General features: G+C 59.3%; 14 protein-coding genes. 8 read left to right on the top strand and 6 right to left on the bottom strand.

Annotated elements, in window-relative coordinates:
• The 6 genes from HUU60_09405 to HUU60_09380 are packed head-to-tail and all read left to right on the top strand — an operon-like array spanning window position 1 to window position 9,295.
• The gene (locus tag HUU60_09405; GenBank protein ID NUL82923.1) at window positions 1-279 is read left to right on the top strand and encodes a hypothetical protein; all 279 of its coding nucleotides are present in this window, start codon (window positions 1-3) and stop codon (window positions 277-279) included.
• Window positions 280-561, top strand: a complete 282-nt coding sequence (locus HUU60_09400; GenBank protein ID NUL82922.1) for a hypothetical protein — start codon at window positions 280-282, stop codon at window positions 559-561.
• Complete coding sequence (locus tag HUU60_09395) at window positions 558-2,432, top strand: CRTAC1 family protein (GenBank protein NUL82921.1); 1,875 nt, start codon at window positions 558-560, stop codon at window positions 2,430-2,432. Before HUU60_09400 ends, HUU60_09395 begins: the two co-directional genes overlap by 4 nt.
• Complete coding sequence (locus HUU60_09390) at window positions 2,429-3,361, top strand: RnfABCDGE type electron transport complex subunit D (protein NUL82920.1); 933 nt, start codon at window positions 2,429-2,431, stop codon at window positions 3,359-3,361. The genes HUU60_09395 and HUU60_09390 overlap by 4 nt, the downstream gene beginning before the upstream one ends.
• The gene (locus HUU60_09385) at window positions 3,358-8,880 is read left to right on the top strand and encodes an SDR family NAD(P)-dependent oxidoreductase (protein ID NUL82919.1); all 5,523 of its coding nucleotides are present in this window, start codon (window positions 3,358-3,360) and stop codon (window positions 8,878-8,880) included. Before HUU60_09390 ends, HUU60_09385 begins: the two co-directional genes overlap by 4 nt.
• The gene (locus HUU60_09380) at window positions 8,873-9,295 is read left to right on the top strand and encodes an acyl-CoA thioesterase (GenBank protein NUL82918.1); all 423 of its coding nucleotides are present in this window, start codon (window positions 8,873-8,875) and stop codon (window positions 9,293-9,295) included. The genes HUU60_09385 and HUU60_09380 overlap by 8 nt, the downstream gene beginning before the upstream one ends.
• On the opposite strand, the gene HUU60_09375 is transcribed toward HUU60_09380, so the two are convergent.
• The 4 genes from HUU60_09375 to nadC form a co-directional block, all read right to left on the bottom strand.
• Window positions 9,292-9,924, bottom strand: coding sequence for a hypothetical protein (locus tag HUU60_09375; protein NUL82917.1), 633 nt, complete (start codon window positions 9,922-9,924; stop codon window positions 9,292-9,294). The genes HUU60_09380 and HUU60_09375 overlap by 4 nt on opposite strands.
• The gene (locus HUU60_09370) at window positions 9,924-11,567 is read right to left on the bottom strand and encodes an Rne/Rng family ribonuclease (GenBank protein ID NUL82916.1); all 1,644 of its coding nucleotides are present in this window, start codon (window positions 11,565-11,567) and stop codon (window positions 9,924-9,926) included. Before HUU60_09370 ends, HUU60_09375 begins: the two co-directional genes overlap by 1 nt.
• Before the next feature lie 114 nt (window positions 11,568-11,681).
• Complete coding sequence (locus tag HUU60_09365; GenBank protein NUL82915.1) at window positions 11,682-13,274, bottom strand: glycosyltransferase family 39 protein; 1,593 nt, start codon at window positions 13,272-13,274, stop codon at window positions 11,682-11,684.
• 14 nt (window positions 13,275-13,288) lie between these two features.
• A complete protein-coding gene (nadC, locus tag HUU60_09360; GenBank protein NUL82914.1) occupies window positions 13,289-14,131 on the bottom strand; it encodes a carboxylating nicotinate-nucleotide diphosphorylase in 843 nt (280 codons plus the stop codon).
• Window positions 14,132-14,166: 35 nt separating this feature from the next.
• Between nadC and HUU60_09355 the strand changes: the two genes are divergently transcribed.
• Complete coding sequence (locus HUU60_09355; GenBank protein NUL82913.1) at window positions 14,167-15,021, top strand: hypothetical protein; 855 nt, start codon at window positions 14,167-14,169, stop codon at window positions 15,019-15,021.
• 35 nt (window positions 15,022-15,056) lie between these two features.
• On the opposite strand, the gene HUU60_09350 is transcribed toward HUU60_09355, so the two are convergent.
• Window positions 15,057-16,079: a PEP-CTERM sorting domain-containing protein gene (locus HUU60_09350; protein ID NUL82912.1), complete on the bottom strand. Its 1,023-nt coding sequence runs from the start codon at window positions 16,077-16,079 to the stop codon at window positions 15,057-15,059.
• A gap of 176 nt (window positions 16,080-16,255) precedes the next feature.
• Between HUU60_09350 and HUU60_09345 the strand changes: the two genes are divergently transcribed.
• On the top strand, window positions 16,256-18,235 hold the full coding sequence (locus HUU60_09345; protein ID NUL82911.1) for a DUF1929 domain-containing protein: 1,980 nt from the start codon (window positions 16,256-16,258) through the stop codon (window positions 18,233-18,235).
• On the opposite strand, the gene HUU60_09340 is transcribed toward HUU60_09345, so the two are convergent.
• Window positions 18,232-18,858 carry a L,D-transpeptidase family protein gene (locus HUU60_09340; GenBank protein ID NUL82910.1) on the bottom strand — a complete coding sequence of 209 codons (627 nt, stop codon included), beginning with the start codon at window positions 18,856-18,858 and terminating at the stop codon, window positions 18,232-18,234. The genes HUU60_09345 and HUU60_09340 overlap by 4 nt on opposite strands.
• Window positions 18,859-19,066 lie beyond the last annotated feature (208 nt).

Raw genomic sequence — 19,066 nt, 5'->3', positions numbered from 1 at the left:
ATGGCGTGGATCAAAACGATACCCTTGGACCAAGCGGAAGGCCCGTTGCTCGAGTTCATTCTGGAGCAGCGCAAACTCTATCCGGCAGAGTATGCGATGCCGGTAGACGTGCCCAACCCGGGTCCTAGCATCGTCGAATCGCATTCGATTATCCCGAACGCGCTGTTCCATGCCTTTGCAACTTTCGGCTCGCTCATGTCGCCCGATCTTCCGCTCAGGAGAGACCAGCACGAGATGATTGCGACGGTGGTCTCGGGGATCAACCGATGCGTCTACTGAGTGGTCAGTCACGCAGAGTTTCTGCGTCGGGCAACCCTGGACGACGAGATGGCCCAAGCAGTCGAGCGAGATTTTCGTTCGGCGCCTATCAGCGATCAAGATAAAGCCATGTTAGAGTATGTGGAGAAACTGACCAAAGACGCGACCCAAATAGGGCCGCAGGACCACGAAAAATTGTCGCAGGCGGGATTTGACGACGTTGCTCGGCTTCAAATCACGCTCATCGCCTCTTGGTTCTGCTACATTAACCGAGTCGCCGATTCATTAGGAATAGGGAGATGACGAGCATCCTAAGAACGAACGCAAAGAAGATAGTCGCCGCACTGATCGTGCTGGCGATGTTCGGCATGGCGCGTCTGCCCGTAACGCCGGATTCCGAGCAACGAGAGCTGGCCTCGCGCTTCAAATTCGAGAAGCACGAGCTTCCCGGCGTACCGGGCAGACCGTTCCGCAACGTTCGCGATGTGCATCCAAGCTTAGAGCGCATCTCGGCCTGGATCTCGTCCGTCGGCGGCGCCGTTGCGCTCAACGACCTTGATGGAGACGGCCTCAGCAACGACGTTGTCTATGTAGAGACTCGCTCCGATCAAGTCATCGTTGCGCCAGTGCCGACCACCGGCGATCGATTCGAGCCCTTTGAACTGATCTCTGACGACTCGGCCTACAAGCCCGGCACGACCGCCCCCATGGGCGCAATCCCCGCAGACCTGAACCAAGACGGCCTGATGGATCTGCTGGTCTACTACTGGGGACGGACTCCGGTTGCATTCCTCAGAATAGGGGATGCGCCTCTTTCTGCCGCTGGCTTCAAATCGGTCGAACTGGTCGAAGGCGCCCAACGATGGTTCACTAACGCTGCCACCATTGCCGATATAGACGGCGATGGAATGCTCGATATCGTTATCGGCAACTACTTCAACGATGGGGGCAACATCCTCGACAAGGACGGCACGGGAATCGAAGAGATGCAGCACTCCATGTCTCGCGCTTACAACGGCGGACACAATCGAATTCTCCGCTGTGCCGCCATAGGCGACGACCTCCGATACGAGGAGTTTATGTTCGAAGAGCAGATTGCGCGAGGCTGGACGCTGGCGGTCGGCGCGTGCGATCTGGATGGCGACCTTCTACCCGAGATCTACTTCGCCAACGACTTTGGCCCGGATCGGCTCCTGCACAATCGCTCCAAGCCGGGAGAGATCGAGTTTGCGCTTCTGCACGGCCGCAAAGAGTGGACGACGCCCAACAGCCAGCGCATCGGAGTCGATTCATTTAAGGGCATGGGCGTCGATTTTGGCGATATCAACGGCGACGGCATCCCAGACATCTACGTCAGCAACATCGCCGCGCCGTGGATGCTCTTAGAAAGCCACTACATGTGGGTCAGCGTCGATGATGCGAGCGCAATGAAGGAGGGTCGCGCCCCTTATCAAAACCATAGCGAGCGGCTCGGCCTATCCCGCAGCGGATGGGGCTGGGAAACGAAACTGGACGACTTTGACAACGACGGCGCGCTAGAAGCGATCCAGGCGACCGGCTTTGTGCGAGGCGACAAGAACCGATGGCCGGAACTGCAAGAACTGGCCACCGCCAACGACGAGTTCTTACCCGATCCGCGCTTCTGGTTCCGCTGTCAGCCGGGCGACGACCTGAGCGGCTATCAGCACAATCCGTTCTTCGTGCAGGCTTCGTCGGGTCGATTTGTCGATCTTGCCAAGCTGATCGGTATCGACGAGCCGATGGTAACGCGCGGCATCGCGACGGCGGACGTCAACGGCGACGGCCTGCTGGATTTTGCCGTCGGCAACCAATGGGAAGCCTCCTTCTTGTACCTCAACAAGAGCGAAAAGGCGGGACGATCCCTTATCTTGAATCTTCGTTTGCCGACGAGCAACGGACGATCTCGCTCCGCCGTCGGCGCGACAGCGACCGTCGAGCTTCCAAACGGGCGCAAGATTGCTCGGCAGGTCGATGGCGGCAACGGACACTCCGGAGCGCGATCGAACGAACTTTGCTTTGGCCTTGGCGACACGAACAGCGAACAGATAACCGTTACCGTCAAATGGCGCGACGCCAATGGCCGTCCGCAATCCAAGCAACTGCAGTTGAGCCCGGGCAGACATGACATTCTGCTCGATGAGGGCGACCGATGAGCCCCACGACTTGGAAGCAAGACGTGCGGCTAGGCGGCCTGCGCCGCTTTGCCATCGCCATCACCGTGCTCAACATCCTTGGCCACACGGTGTTAGGCTTCGAGCAGGCTTGGCTTCACCCGTTCGTCTCGTTGGCAGCGGCCTACGGCACAGAGATCTTGATCGAATTGGCCGATGCGATCGCCCATCGCCGTCCGCCGCGATTCTTGGGCGGAATGCGCAAGCTGATCGACTTTATGCTCTCGGCTCATATCACGGGTCTGGCCGTCGCGATGCTCATCTATCCGAACGCTCAGTTCTGGGTCGTTGCGTTCGGCGCCAGCGTCGCCATTGCCAGCAAGCATTTGTTAAGAATGTCTCTCGACACCGGCAAGCGGCACTTCCTCAACCCGTCCAACTTCGGAATCACGGCCACGCTGCTTGCCTTTCCCTGGGTCGGCGTGGCGCAGCCCTATCAGTTCACAGAGAATCTGGTCAACGCTTGGGATTTCGTGCCGGTCGGCATTATTCTCTTTACCGGCACGTTTCTCAATTTTCGATTTACCAAGCGGCTGCCCCTGATCTTCGCATGGCTGACCGGTTTTGCGCTTCAGGCTTTCATACGAAGCGCCTATTTTGATACGCCGTTCTTGGCCGGGCTGGGGCCGATGACGGGCGTAGCGTTTGTCTTGTATACGTTCTACATGGTCACGGATCCGGCCACTACGCCGGACGATCCGAAGAATCAGATGCTTTTCGGCTATTCGGTCGCTTTTGTCTATGCGCTCCTCATGGTCTTCCATGTGGTTTACGGCTTGTTCTTCGCGCTCACCATCGTGTGCGTCGTCCGTGGATTGTCGATAGCCCTGAACAACGCCTTGAAGGCCAGCCGGCAAGAACCGGCGACCGCCCAATCCTCCGCGATGTTCACAGGAGGCAAGGATCGGTGAAGATCGCGGTCATCGGCATGGCCTGCCGCTATCCAGACGCCGCCAACCCCCAGGAACTCTGGGAGAACGTCCTGGCTCGCCGCCGTGCATTTCGGCGCATTCCCGACGAGCGATTGAGGCCCGCGGATTACGTCTCGGACGACCGCTCCGACCCCGACCGCGCCTATTGCGACAAGGCAGCCGTCATCGAAGGCTACGAGTTCGACCGCGTCAAGTTCAAGGTTTCGGGCGGCACCTATCGACAGGTCGATTCGGCCCACTGGCTCGCGCTCGATGTCGCCTCCCAAGCCCTATCGGACGCCGGATTCCAAGACGGCGCCCGCCTGCCAAAAGAGACGACCGGCGTGTTGCTGGGCAACACCCTTACGGGAGAGTTCAGCCGGGCTAATCTCATGCGCTTGCGCTGGCCATACGTGGGTCGCGTGCTGGGAGAAGCCCTTCAAAAATCCGACTGGTCGAGGGATCGCATCGCCGAGTTCTTGGCCGAGGTCGAACGGGCTTACAAGTCTCCGTTCCCCGAGACTGCGGACGAATCTCTGGCAGGCGGCCTCTCCAACACCATCGCCGGACGAATCTGCAACTACTACGACCTAAAGGGAGGCGGCTATACGGTCGATGGCGCCTGCGCCGCCTCGCTCTTGGCAATCTCTAACGCGTGCCAAGCGTTAACGAACGGCGACCTTGATTGTGCCATTGCTGGCGGAGTCGATCTGAGCCTCGATCCTTTCGAGATTGTAGGGTTTGCGAAGGTCGGCGCCCTCGCGCCCGAGGTGATGCGCGTTTACGATGCCCGCTCTCAGGGCTTTTGGCCGGGCGAAGGCTCTGGGATGGTCGTGCTCATGAGACTAGAGGACGCCTTAGCCGAGGGTCATCGGGTTTACGCGGTCGTGCGCGGTTGGGGCGTTTCGTCCGATGGCAGCGGCGGCATCACCCGGCCCGAAGAGGAAGGGCAAATCCTCGCTTTGCGCCGAGCCTATAAGCGCGCGGGCTATGGAATCGATTCGGTCGTCTATTTTGAAGGCCACGGCACCGGCACCCCTGTCGGCGACGCCGTCGAATTGGCCACGATCAACCGGGCGCGCGCCGAAGCCGACGCCAAGGCGGCAAAAGCCGTCATAGGCTCCATCAAAGCCAACATCGGACACACGAAAGCAGCGGCCGGCGCAGCGGGTTTCATCAAAGCCACCCTCGCCCTCAGCAAACAGCTCTTGCCGCCCAACAGCGGCATGGAATCGCCTCATGCAGAGTTCTTGAAGCCCGAATCCAAACTGAAGCCCCTAACCCAGGCCGAACCTTGGCCGATCGATCAACCTTTGCGCGCCAGCGTGAGCGCGATGGGCTTCGGCGGCATCAACTGCCACGTAACCATGGAGGGCATTGTCGCCGAGCGCAGGGAGAAGCTGACCGCGGCAGAACGCAAGCTGACCGGCAGTTGGCAAGACGCCGAACTCTTCATCCTCTCGGCGCCCAGTTTGGACGATCTGAAAGACAAAGCCAAGAAGATCGCCGACATCGCGCCGACTCTCAGCCTTAGCGAACTCACCGACCTTTCGGTCGCGCTGGCGAGCCAAGCGCAGGACGAACCCTTCAGAGTGGCAGCTGTCGCCTCGTCGCCGAACGAACTGGCCGAACGAATCCAACCCCTCTTGCAGTGGGACGGCCAAGGCTTTGCTTCTTATGCGGGCGCTTGGGCGGGCAATGGCCAGGGCGGCACGGTCGGATTTCTGTTCCCGGGCCAGGCCGCGCCGGTACGGCTCGAACCGGGCGTCTGGGGCCAGCGTTTCGAGCCGATCGAAAATCTGTTCGCAAGCGCGCGCATCCCGGCGGGGATTGACGCGAAAGACACAGCCGTCGCCCAGCCTTCCATCGTTGCATCGACTTTGGCCGGCTTATGCGCGTTGCAGGTCGCTCAGGTGAGCGCTTCGTTCGCCATCGGCCACAGCCTTGGCGAGATAGTCGCGTTTCATTGGGCAGGCGCTATGACCGCTTCTGACGCCGCCGATCTCGCGCTGGAGCGAGGAGCCGCCATGAGCGCGGCGCCCGGCTTGGGCGGTATGGCCAGCATCGCCGCCGGCCCGCTGGAGGTCGAAGAACTGATCAAGCCCTTTGGCGACGCTCTCTGCATTTCCGGCCTGAACGGAGTCGTCCAGACCGTCGTTTCTGGCGAATCGAGCGCCGTCGATCGACTGGTCGAACAGGCTAAATCTAAGGGGCTGCAGGCCGTCCGGCTGTCTGTCTCGCACGCCTTCCATTCGCCCCAAATGCGCTCTGCCGCAGACAGGCTAAAAGCGGCGCTCGATCGACTGGCGCTCAATCCTGTCGCCATGCCGGTCTATTCGACCATTACCGGCGCCCGGCTGGACGCCGATGCGGATCTAAGCAGTCTGTTAGAGGATCAACTGACCCGCCCAGTGCGCTTTAGCGATGCCGTTCGAGAAGCCTCTGCTCAGAGAATCGACCTCTGGATCGAAGTCGGCCCCGGTCGGATCCTTTCTGGATTGGTCTCTCAACAACGCTCGACGCCCTGCATCTCGATCGACGCCTGCGGGTCCTCCTTTGCGGGGCTCTTGGAAGCCTGGGGCGCCTGCTTTGTATTGGGCGCGGGCGACCCAAGAACAGCGCTCGCCGACCGATTCTCAAGGCCGTTCGATCTTGATCGCCAGCCGAAGTTCTTTGTCAACCCTTGCGAACTGGCCCCCGACTTCGATACGCCCAAGATGCAGCGCAAAGAAGCCCTGGAAGATCCAACGTCAACTCAGGCGGACAGCCCGCTAGAATGCGTTCGTGCGATCATCGCTAAAAAAGCCGAACTGCCGATCGAGATGGTCAAGGAAGAGAGCCGCTTGCTGCGAGACCTGCACCTGAACTCCATCACGGTCAGCCAGATTGTAACCGAAGCCGCCAAAACGCTCGGATTGCCGCCGCCCGCCGCGCCGACCGAATACTCCAACGCAACCGTGGCCGAACTGGCCCAAGCGCTCTCGGAGATGAAGGGCGCGCCTGCAAGACCAACCGCTATCGACGGCGTCGAAGCTTGGACGCGAGCCTTTGCCATAGAGTTCGCGCCAGTGCCAGAGTCGAGTCCAAAGGAAGGCCAAGCAAAGGTCGAACAACTCGGCTCCGAAGCGCTGCTTAAGAACCTAAAGCCCCTTCATCCCGACCGCGACACCCTCATCGTTGCGTTGGATAGTCGGGAAAAAGCAGCGGAACTCTTGTTAACAGCCGCCCACAAGGCCATCAACGAGAACTTTGCACGATTCGTCGTGATTCAAACCGGCGCCTTTGGCGGAGGCTTTGCAAAGAGCCTGAAGCTTGAACGGCCCGAGGTGAGCGTTGGCATCGTTACACTGCCGTCGAAACCCGATTGGAGCGCCGTTGCAAAGGAGATCCTTGCAATAGACGGATTCCAAGAAATCGTGCATGATGGCCGTCGGCTGACGCCGATTCTTAAGCCTGTCCGATTTTCAAAATCGAGCCAGACTGTTATCGGCGATCTTATTCTGGCTACTGGCGGCGGAAAAGGCATCACAGCGGAGTGCGCCCTGGCCTTGGCCGAACGATTTGGCGCGCGCCTGGCTGTCATCGGCCGTTCCGATCCAAACGACGATCCGGAACTGAAGGCAAACCTTGAGCGCATGGCCGCTAAAGGCGTCGAAGCCCGATACTACGCCGCCGATGTTACGGGCGACGTTGGCGGCACGATCCGACAGATCGAAAAGGAGATGGGGGCCGTCTCTGTTCTCTTGCACGGCGCAGGCGTCAACCGGCCAAAGAAGATCGAAGACCTTTCGATTACCGACATGCGATCGACCCTCGCGCCCAAAGCCGCGCTTTCGTCGATCTTAAACGCGCTCTCCAAACCCCTCGACTTGCTGATTACTTTTGGCAGCATTATCGGTCGCGCCGGAATGCCCGGCAATGCCGACTACGCCTTTGCTAACGAATGGATGTCCGAAGAGACTATTTCGACCGACAAAGCGAAGCGTGCGATTTGCTTAGAATGGTCCGTTTGGGGCGGCATTGGCATGGGCGAGCGCCTTGGCGTGCTCGAAATCCTTTCTGCCCAGGGCGTGCAGCCGATCCCCATCGATCAGGGCATCGAGATCCTTCTCAATGCCGTGCAAGACCCCAGCGCCCCGAATCGCATGGTCGTTTCGGGCCGATTTAGCGGCTTGCCGACCTTAAAGACAGAGCAATCAGACCTGCCGCTTCTTCGCTTCCTCGAAACGACGCTCGTCCAGGCGCCGGGCGTCGAACTGATTGTCGAGGCTCGCCTTTCTCCCGCGACAGACTTTTACCTCGACGACCACGCCCTGCAGGGCCAACGAATTTTCCCCGCCGTGATGGCGCTCGAAGCCATGGCGCAGACCGCTTTGGGCTTAACGGGCAAAATCCCGACCGCTTTTGCCGATGTACGGTTCGACCGTGCGATAACGGTTCCAGACGAGGGCTGCACAATCCGAATCGCCTCGCTTCTGGACGGCGACAAAGCGCTGCTCGCCGTTCGCTCATCGGAGACTCAATTCCAAACCAACCATATGAGCGCAACGGCCGAGTTCGAGCCTCAAGAATCGACCGAGAATCAGTCCAGCCTCGCGCCGATCGACTTTGACCCATCGGAGGAGATGTACGAGAAACTCCTGTTCCAGAGAGGGCGCTTCAAGCGAGTTGCGCTTTACCGAGACATCCAGGCCCAAACCATGACCGCCGATCTCAAGCACGATGCCGGAAAATGGTTCGGCGACTATCTGCCCGCGCAGCTCCTGCTCGGCGACCCAGGCTTGCGAGACGCCTCGCTTCACGCGATCCAAGCCTGTATTCCCCACTCGACTTTGATCCCCCTCTCGGTAGAGAAGATCGTTCTCGCCAAGCACGAGCGCGACGCAACGGCCACTGCGACCGAACTCGAACGCCAGCCGCCCGATCACACCTACGAGCTCTGGGCGGGCAAGGAGCGTTGGCAAGGATTGCGATTGCGAGAGGTTGCGCCGGCCCAGATGGACGATGGATGGCCGGCCGAGCTCGTCGCGCCCATCGTTCAGCGCGCGATCGGCGGAGATTTGATAATTGTCGGCAGCCAAGAAGACCCGGCCGAACGTCTGGCACAGACCATTGGAGCGCCGATAACTCATCGCCCGGACGGCAAGCCCGAAGCCAAAGGCTGGCGCGTCTCTGTTACCCATTGTGGAGACCTCCATCTAGCCGTTGCGTCAAAAAACCTTGTAGCGGTCGACGCCGAACGCATCGATCAAAGCGACATCGACTGGCCAAACCTCTTGGGCGAGCGATACGAACTGGCGAAACAGATAGCCCGACAATGGAACGAGCCGCTCGAAACCTCGCAAACCAGGGTATGGACTGCCTTGGAATGCCTTAAGAAAGCGGGCAAGCCCTTTAACGCGCCGCTAACGGTGGCGGATAGCGGCAAACTGATGAGCGGAGACGCGACCATTTACAGCCTCGCCCTCGACTCGCGAGAGGGCCGGTTGGTGGTAAGCGTTCTTACGACAAATGCCTAACTACTACGAAATGCGCCTCGTGGTGGGTTTTGAAGAGACCAACGTCGTCGGCAACGTCTACTTCGTCAATCATCTTCGATGGCAAGGCCGTTGCCGCGAACTCTTCATCAAGGAAAAGTGCCCCGAGCTTCTGACCGAGATCGCCGATGGTCTCTACTTGGCCACGTTGCACTGCTCATGCGACTACTTTGCCGAACTGAACGCTTTTGACGAGGTCGCTGTGCGCATGTCGCTCAGCTCGGTTAAACAGAACCGAGTCGCCATGAAGTTCGAATACGTTCGCCTCAAGAACGGCTCGGAGGAGCGCGTTGCTTTTGGAGAGCAAGAGATTGCCTGTTTTAAGCGCGAGAACGGCCAGATGGAAGCGACGCCCGTGCCTTCGGCCCTGCTCGTTGCGTTAGAGCCTTACGCCTAAGATTCGCCCGCAACGTCCTCTAAGAAGCGCTCTGAATCGGTTCGAAATCGATCCACAAATCGAGCAGCGTCCTCGCTTAGTTGATTCAACGAAAGCGCGGTCGGAGTCGAAACGTTCAACTGAATGAAGTAGTGGCTCGGCTCGGCGAAGAACGGTTCGAAGCGCAGATCGCACGAGAACGGCCCGTCGTCGTAGTTGATTCTCAGGCCGATGCCGCGCAAGCCCGGAAAAGTCTCTCGCAGTCGCTCCGGCTGGTAAGGGCTGAAATATTCCACCGATCGCTCGGTAGCCGCGCCATTCGCGTCCATGTACCCCACCAACTGAAGCGCCATCGGAAACCGATCCTCTAAGAGCAGCGCTTCTCGAACGGGCGACAGCAGATCCGCTATCTCGGACGATCCCAGTTGCAGGTTTTGGCTCTCTTGCGCATAATTCATTTGCTGCTCGGCGAACACAAGCGATGAGCGCGTTGTCGGATTGATGAACGCCACTGCCGGCTGATTGGGGATGGGCTGAGCGGCCCATCCGGCGCCTAGAGCCTCCAAGATCCGCTGTCGCCGCAAATCGTTCATCTGGCCGATCGACGCCTGCAAGATCAACTGAAGCTGTCGCGCCTGCACCTCCGACACTATGGAACCTCCGTCGCGCCGGTCTTTGCCTTTACGGGCGCCGCGAACGCGAACGATCGATGAACGTCCCCCAGCGCAATCTTGGTCTGATTCTCGCGCGGCGAGTCTTCCTCCCATTGGATCAGGTAGCCATTTGCCCAGCCCACCCGATCCTCTTCGTCCAACGCGGACGGAACCACCTTGCACTCTAAGACTTGCGCGCGCCGATAAGGCATCAAACTCTTCTTCATCTCGGCCAGACTGCCGCCGTGCACCTTAAACTCCTCCAGAGGCCAATCGTGCTTTGCCCGAACGAAGATCGCTCGGCGCATCGCATGTTCGAGCATCTCCACGTTTTCGCCCTCGTCGCCGATGATGTGTTCGGCCACCTGAGGGTGCGCCTCTATCAGGAAAGCGTCATGGTCCTCCTTGCGAGCCTTGGTGGCCAGTTCCTGCTCTACCCATAGGCTGATCGTCTCGGGCGATGGCAGTCGCCCTCGACCGAAGCAGTTAGGACAGGTAATGGTCAGGCTCTGCGAGACCGACTCAGATGTGCGCTTGCGCGTCATTTCCACCAGGCCAAGCGAACTGATCTTGCCGATTCGATACTTGGCGCGGTCGTTCTTCAGGGCCTTCTGAAGCGCCGCCATCACTTGACGGCGGTCGGCGTGGCGATTCATATCGATAAAGTCCAGCACGATGATGCCGCCCATGTCGCGCAACCGAAGTTGCCGGCACGCCTCGTCCACCGCTTCCAAATTGGTCTTTAGGATCGTTTCGGCCAGCGAGGTTTTGCCCGTATATTTGCCCGTGTTCACATCGATGGCAGTGATCGCCTCCATTTCGTCGATGACCAAGAAGCCGCCCGACTTCAGCCAGACCTTGCGGCGCAACAGCCGTTCCATCTCCTTCTCGACGTTGTAATGCTCGAAAATCGACTCCTCGCCGTCGAACAGGGATACCCGCGATAGAAGCTTCGGCGAGATGTGCTTCAGCACCTCATGTACTTTTTCGTACTCGTCCGGATCGTCGATGATCAGGCGACTAACGTCCGATGAGAACATGTCCCGCAGCGCTCGATAGAGCAGAGAAGCGTCCTCGTGCACCAGGGCAGGCGCCCGAACCTTTTCGCTCTTCTTCTTAACCTCGGTCCAGATGTCCGCCAGATACTGGATGTCCTGCGTGATCTCGGCGTCGCTCTTGCCCTCGGCTTCGGTGCGCACGATCACGCCGAAGTTGTCCACCTTCATCTTGGCAACCAAGTCGCGCAGGCGATCGCGCTCTTCGCGATCCTCAATCTTGCGAGAGATGCCGACATGGCTGCCGTCGGGCATGAGCACAAAGTAACGGCCCGGCAACGAAATCCGCGTCGAGACACGGGCGCCCTTTGTGCCGCGAGGCCCCTTGATCACCTGCACCATGACCTCTTGGCCCGCCTTCAACAGTTCGGCGATCTTGCGCTTTCGCAGCTCCGATCGCCGCATCGACGCCGCCGGATCTGGACCTTCCTCTCCCTCGGTCAATACGTCCGCGACATAAAGAAACGCGTTGCGCTCTAACCCGATATCGACAAACGCCGCGTCCATACCGGGAAGAACGTTTTGCACCAACCCTTTGTAAATGTTTCCGACAATTCGTTCGCCGCGCTCAACGCGCAGCTCCATGATCTGGCTGTTCTCTAGAACCGCGATTCGCGTCTCTCTGGGCGCGACGTTGACCAGGATTTCCTTTACGACTTTATCTGTGGAGATACCAAACGCCTCCCTTTTTCTTAGATTCTACCTCTTGAGCCGGTAGAGCCGCACTTCGGGATAGACATAGAGCATGTCGTGCGGCGGGTTTTTGGGCAACAATCCCCCCTTCTTGCCGAACGCGAACGCCAGATCATAAGCAGCCTTCAGTTCTTTCATAAACTCGATACAGTCGGGCAGACGCAGCCGCTCGTCGTCAAAGTACTCGAACTCGCTGATAACGACCCATTCGGGCCGTTTCTCTCGAAGCGCATGAACGTTCCACTCGGGCGGCGCCATCGCAATCAGATAGGGCCGATCGACCAACCCGACCTGCCGATCCTGCATCGTGAGGGCGCCGGATTGCGGGAACAGAGGCGGCGTGTAGAACCAAGGGTCCTTGACAAATGCGATCGAGCCGCTGTCGTGTTCCTCTAATGCGACTTTTGCCTGATACCTCGGATCGTGATCCAACATGACTTGGGTCCACGCATAGCCCATGGCTGCCGTATGCGCAATGCCTCCCAAAGCGACGACGACTAGCGCAAGCCCGGTCGGCTTCATCCCCGAGCGCCCATCGGTCAGCAATCTTGTGGCAACTGTCAGCGCATTGCCGACGCCCAAAGCCAAGATAGGGAACAGCGGCAACAAATACCGCATAAAGCGAATCTGCGCGAACCCCAATAGCACAAAGAAGATGGCGAAGAAGAGAAGAGCGCCGACCGCCTCCTTCTGGCGAGCCAATCCCGCCAATCCGATGGCGCTGGCTAACAAGAGCGCTCCTCCAAATCCTGCCGTCAGGTTGGGGTCGAGATGGTATAGCCAGCCCGGCCCCGTATCGACAAACACCAATCCATGGCCCTCTTGCGCATGTCGAAGTTCAAAAGTAAAGTCTTTCCAAAACTGACCAAACTCCAGCCACACGCCGGGGCAGAGCGCCAGGAATCCAATGGTAAAAAAGAGCGCCAATAGCAACGTTCGGACTGCTTTGACCCTGGGCTTCGCCTGGCCCTGTAGCCAAATGGCGCTGATTGGAGCGATCAAGACGACCGCCAAGTTGTATTTGCACCCTGCCGCAGCGGCGGCGCAGAGGGCGGCAAAAACTAACCTCTTTCCGGCGGTAGGGTCTTCTGCCAACTTTGCCGTCTGCCACAAGCAGGCCGCAACAAAGAACGCTGACATGACATCGACCGTCTGAAACCGGCTGTGCATTAAGAACCCTGGCGCAACGGCCAACGCCGCAGCGCCCATAGCCGCAGCCCAAATCGGCAGCCATCTGGCCCCCAGCGCAAAGGTCAGCAAACAGGTCAAAGCCCCAAACATTGCGACCAACCATCGACCGATTCGCAACAACGAGGCATGAAACTCAGCCCGATCCTCGTCCGTCGCGTCCCGGCTCGGCGTCGCCACAAACCCATACGCCTGCGCGCCATGATAGACCGCGCTGAAGAGATAGAAAGGCAAAGGCGGGTAGTTGTAAAACCCAGGCGAAAAATCTCCGGCAAACGGATTGGTCTGATAGTTGGCAATCGCTAGATTTAGAAACTCGTCCGGATGATAGGGATAGTGGCGTTCCTTGTTCGGCAAGCCCCAATCGATGCCGACCAGACGCACAGCCAGCGCCAGCGCGAAGACCGCCAAGCCGACCGCTCGGACTATGGAACGACCTCCATGTGCATGGGCAAAATGGGCGCCGAGTGGGTCAAGGCTCCGACAGAGATTAAGTCTACGCCCGTTTCTGCAATCGAACGCACGGTCTCAAGAGTAATGCCGCCCGACGCTTCTAAAAGGACGCCCGGCGCCATTCGCACCGCTTCCCGCATCTCGTCGAGGCTCATGTTGTCCAGCATGATAGCGTCAGCCTTGGCCGCTACAGCCTCTTCCACCTGTCCCAAAGTGGCGCATTCCACCTCGATCTTGGCCAGGTGCGGAGCGCGTTGCCGAGCCCGATGAATCGCTTCCGTTAGGCTGCATCCAGCAAGGGAAAGATGATTGTCCTTGATCAGCACGGCGTCGAACAGGCCAAAACGGTGGTTTCGACCGCCGCCCACCGCCACCGCGTACTTTTCTAAGGCCCGCATGCCGGGCGTTGTTTTGCGCGTGTCGGCGATTGCGGTCTTTGTGCCCGCGACCGCTTGAACGTACCGCCAGGTTAGCGTCGCTATCCCGGACAACCTCTGCAAGATATTGAGCGCCGTCCTCTCTGCCGTCAGCGCCGAACGGGCCGAGCCTTCTATCCGCATGACGGCGCCGGATACCCGATCTCCGTCCGAAGCCAAAGAACGAACCTTCAGCTGAGAATCAACCCGATGAAAGATTTTCTCGGCAACAGCCAGTCCGCACACGACGCCCTCGGCCTGAACCTCGATTTCGGCACGAATGGCCGCATCCTCAGGCACGACGGATGCGGTTGTGATGTCGCCAAAGCCAATATCTTCCGCCAGCGCGCGGTCGATAAAATCTTCCAGCCACAGGGCATCGGGCATTATGGCAACCATGACCCCATTGTGGCACAGCGCAGGTATGCTTGGCCATGGTCGCGGTCTTCGACGTTGGCTCAAACTCGCTCATCTTGCTGGTTACGGACGGCCAAAACGACCTTCACGACGAAGTACGGATCACTCGGCTTGGAGAGGGACTCGATTTTGCAGGCAAATTGACCGCCGAAGCCATCCAGCGGTGTATGAACGCCGTGGACGAGTTTCTTCCCTTGACAACTGGCGCCAAAATTCTGGCCGTCGGAACGGCCGCTTTAAGAGAAGCCACAAACAGCGATCAATTGCTCGCCGAGTTCGCAAAACGCGGCATTAAGCTCCGCGTCCTATCGGCAGAAGAGGAGGCGGGCCTCAGCTATGCCTCGGTCGTCGATGACGCGGCTTTTGGCCCGGGGGCAACGGTTCTCGACTTGGGCGGGCGGAGTTTGGAACTCGCCGACCAGGAGCGCAGAATCAGCCTTCCTATCGGCGCATCCAGCGTTACCGAGAGGCATCTGACGAGCGACCCCCCAGCCCCTTCAGAACTGCTCCAAGCCTGCGTCGAGATAGATAGCAGGCTCGAGCCACTCGCTCAGTTTCAGCCTGTAACTCGATTAGTTCTAATCGGTGGCACTGCCACAACGCTCATGGCGATCAGGCTCGGGGCGTTCGATATAGAACGCATCCACGGCGCGTCGATCACGCTCGAAGAAGTCTCCGAAGCCCTAACGACTCTTGCGTCCATGACCGCAGATCAGCGCCTTTCCCTTCCCGGTTTAGACCCGGGACGAGTACGGGCCATCCTCGGCGGCGCCTTGTTTCTCGAACGCGCAATGGTCAAACTAGGCGTCGAGACAGCCCAAGTAAGCGTCAAAGGTCTGCGCCACGCGATAGCAAGAGAGCGCGGACGTTAGCCCGCGCTCTCTTTGCTAAGGAGACAGATGAGGAACTACTTGCGTCGTCGTCGAGCGGCCAAGGCCAGCAGGCCTGCGCCCAGTGCAACCATGCTGGTCGGCTCCGGAACCACGTCGAAGCAATACCAGTTGACGTCGTACGGGCCGAAAGCGTCGCCAACGATGTCGGTCGTGCCGTTCGCATCGATCATCTGGAAGCTCGCAAGAGTTGTCGTAGTCGCAGATGAAGAACTCAGTACCGCGTTCGGGTATTCGAGCATGCTTCCAGTGCGGAAGTCGTCGTCGCATGGGCTGCCCTGATCCAACGCCAGGTTAAACCGGCCAACGGCGATGTAATATCGGCCAAGGCCATAGTCGCGCCGCAGTCTCGACTGGAGCGTCGTGCCCGCGCCGCCGTTATGGATGCTCTCGTCGTCGCTGCCATATCCGCGAATAGGATTTAAGTTGGCATCATAAACCCAAATGTCGGTATCCAGCGTGGTCTGCCCCACGAAATTGATCGTGATGGTTCCCATCTCGTAGTCGCCAATGTCGCGCGGCGTGATCGTCATTCGCTCGTACGAAGCGATGTAGTCCGCGCTGGTCGAGCTCGTGCCGGTTACGCGATAGTCGATCTGCTCGCGCTTGCCAAAACCATACCACTGCACAAAGCGAGGCGGGGTAGTGGCCGTTGAGCCAGTCTGTGCGGCAACTTCCGTCGCTGTAGGCGTGCCGACGGTCGAGCCGTCCCACGGGCCAAAGGCAGCGCCCGTCTGGCTAAGCCCCCGAATGGTGGCCGTGTGGCCCGCAGTTCCCTGCGTCGTCAGTACCAATCGGTGCCGATAGATCCCCAACGCATCGCCGGTCGTCTGAACGCGGAAATAGTCCAGCCCCGCGCCGGTACTGGATGTGCTGTTGCCTTGAATGGCCGTGAAGTTGCCCGTGCCCATTAGAACATTGTTGGCTGCCGCCTTAGAGTCGTTCGGCTCGCTCTCGACAAACGTCTGAGCGTTTGCGCCAGTAACGACCAGCACGGCTGCGCCAGCGGCAAGATAATGCATGAAACGGGTCTTAAGCATGGTGTCATGCCCTCCTTATCAGTTCCAAAATGGATCAAGGGATGCGGATTTCTTACCCGACAAGACGCCCTTGTTTGGTGCGGTAATTATAATCCAAATTGCTCGCAAGGGCGCCTAGTAAAAGCGCCTGAATCCGCATGGAACCGAAACCCGGTAGACTCCCTGTTGATACAACCATGAAGCGTCTGACCTTTCTTCTGCTTGGATTGGCGGCCTCTTGCGCCCTGGCACAAAACGAAGCCCAACTGGGCCGCTGGGACTTCCTTTACGCTGGCCTGGAAGGCGCTCGCCCCGTGCGCTGGCGCGCCTTCGCAATCGGCCAACCGCCTTACAGCTGGCCAGAGCCGGACGAACGCAGCCTCTACAATCCGGGCGGACACGACATCAAAGGCTACTACGGCATCAACGCCGTGCTTCTCCCATTTGAATGGGACGTACAGCCGGGCGAACGTCAACCTCGCGGCGTCCTCATGTGCTGGGGCTACGGCTGGGATTCCAACAGCCTCAATTACGGAAGCTACCTTCTGTGGCATCCGACGTTCCATACCGGCCGCCGATCATACGGCTTCTGGGGCTACATTCCCGATCCCGATCCGGGCGCGCCGATCGAAGATCGTCTCTTCAATTCCAATATCTATGGATCGTCCCAAATCGCTCTGCCCGATGGTCGCCTTCTCTTTCCCGGCGGCGCGTTTAGGGCGCCCAGCGGCGGACGAGACGGCCTGAAAGGGGCGCAAACGTGGAATGTTGCCGAATGGAACGTCGCTCCCGATAGAGGCCGAATGGGACCGTTCGAAATGGCCGAACAGCGCCGATACGCCGGAGCCTTGATGCTTCCGAACGGCAAGGCGCTGATAGTGGGCGGCACGCACGACAACTACAGCCCCCTCACCTGCGACACCGATCCCAACCCGTTCACCCGTACCTACGAGATCTTCGATCCGGCTACCAACTCGCTCCAGGTTTTTCCGCTGAACGTGCTGCCGTGCGATGCGAACAACCCGACCCGCTACCACTTTTTGGACCAGCGCCAGCATCTGGGCTCGGCTTATCCAAGGGTGAACGTGGTCTCATACATCCAGAACGGTCAAATCCAGAGCCGGGTCGCCTATGGCGGGCCGCACTTTCCGGTTTACCTGCTTGATCCCGACCGGCCCGAGCTGGGCTGGCAGCGGCATGCCAACCTGCCCGACCCCTCCTTCCAAATCGCGCGGTTGTTCGGCAATGCCGTGCTGCTGCCGCGCATGGAACCTGGTGCCCTGAACCCTCAAACGCCCGCCGACCAAGTCCTGTCCAGGGTGATCCAAATCGGCGGCGCGAACGGTTGCGATCCCTACCAAGGCGTCAAGTTTGCCACGATCCACGATTTATCGACCGGCGTGCCAACATGGCACAACGCTCCGCCCCTCTCTCCTGGGCGCAAGGGGCTGATGAGCGTTATTCTGCCCACGGGTCAGATAATGGTCTTGGGCGGAGTGAAGAAGGACTTCGATCGCCGAGACTGCATCCCCAACTGGCAGGCAAGCGATCTCTCGCTCGATGCCTATTTGCTGTCTCCCGATGCCAACGGCGATTGGCGGACCGGCCAATGGCGCGCGCTCGCTCCAATGCCGAGCGTTGATAACGATCTGTCCGGCGAAGAGGGACACGGAATCCCCGACGGCGCCCGATTCGTGCACTCAAGCGCCGTTCTGTTGCCCGATGGGCGCGTCTGGACGGGCGGCGGCCACATGCCCGGGCCCATCGGCGGGCCGGCCTATGTCGTCAACCAATACCCGACCATCTATAGCCCGCCCTACTTGTTCAAATCGGACGGATCGCCCCGATCCGATGAAGACCGTCCTACCTGGAAAGGCGCTGCGGAGTTTGACGGCGTCGGTTACGACAAAAAGATCATCGCCCAAATCCGCGTGCCAGAAAAGTTGGGCGAGTTGGTCTCGGTCGCGCTCATGTCGGTTTCTGGCGGCTCGCACTCTAGCGAGTTTGGTCAACGTTTGGTGCGGTGCGGCTTCAGCCGTCAAGGCGATCAGGTCGTGATTCGCACTCCCTATTCGCCCCATATCGCCCCGCCGGGGTGGTATATGATGTATTTGATCGTTCGTGCGGCGGACGGCTCGTTCGTGCCCAGCACAGCGGCTTGGGTTCGGCTGAATTAGCGGCGATAGTCCGTCATGCGCTTGGCCAGTCGCTGATAAAGTTCGTCGTTTGCTGGCGGCTGCTTCTTTCTAAAGTCGTAGGGAGCGATCCATATCTCGCGCTGCTTTGCCCGGGCTATGAGGCAGAAAAGTTCTTCGATCGCGGAATCGCCAATGGCGATGCATCCGATCGAAACCGCCCGACCGTGCAAGAAGATGTCGCCGCCCATTTCGCTGACGGGGATTGTGGATCGCGCAATGTCGTCCCTGTTGGGATAATCGATCCGAACGGACAGGTGGTATCGGCTGTTGGGGTTCAAGTCGGTCAGGCGGTAAAGACCCTCCGGCACTTGCTTGTCGCCTTCCTTACGCTTGGGGCCGGGGCCGCCGCTAGCCGCCGTAATCGGGTACTCGGTCAAGAACTTCGGGCCTTTAGGCGTTTCCATCCAGACTTCCAACTTGCGCTCATCCTTCATCGCAATGAGCGTGAGTCGCTCCGGCGGGTAGTTTTCTAGTCCCGTTAACGGCTTGAACTTGGCGTCGGACTTGGCGCCGTACTTCGCCAGCACGTCGTCCACCGATCTTTGCGACCGGCAACCCGGCAAAAACGCCAGCAACAGAACCGTGAGCAGAAGTCCCCCCATCGCAAGATTATGGTCTGATTCGTGTCTAAAATTGTGCTACAAACCAGGGTTTTCCCGTTCGGCGACACATTGGAACGCCAGGCTTCCGCCTGGCCCGTCCGGTCCGATTCCTTTCGCTCCCCTCCCTAAACTCGCCAGAGTTTGGGGAGGGGATACAGGGGAGGGGCACAATCGCCCGAGATAGACCGATGTTCGCCATTGAGACGGA

This window comes from Armatimonadota bacterium (assembly GCA_013359125.1).
Lineage (GTDB): Bacteria > Armatimonadota > Fimbriimonadia > Fimbriimonadales > GBS-DC > JABWCR01.
The sequence above is the reverse complement of the archived record's forward strand: the minus strand, read 5'-3'. Positions and strand labels throughout refer to the sequence as shown.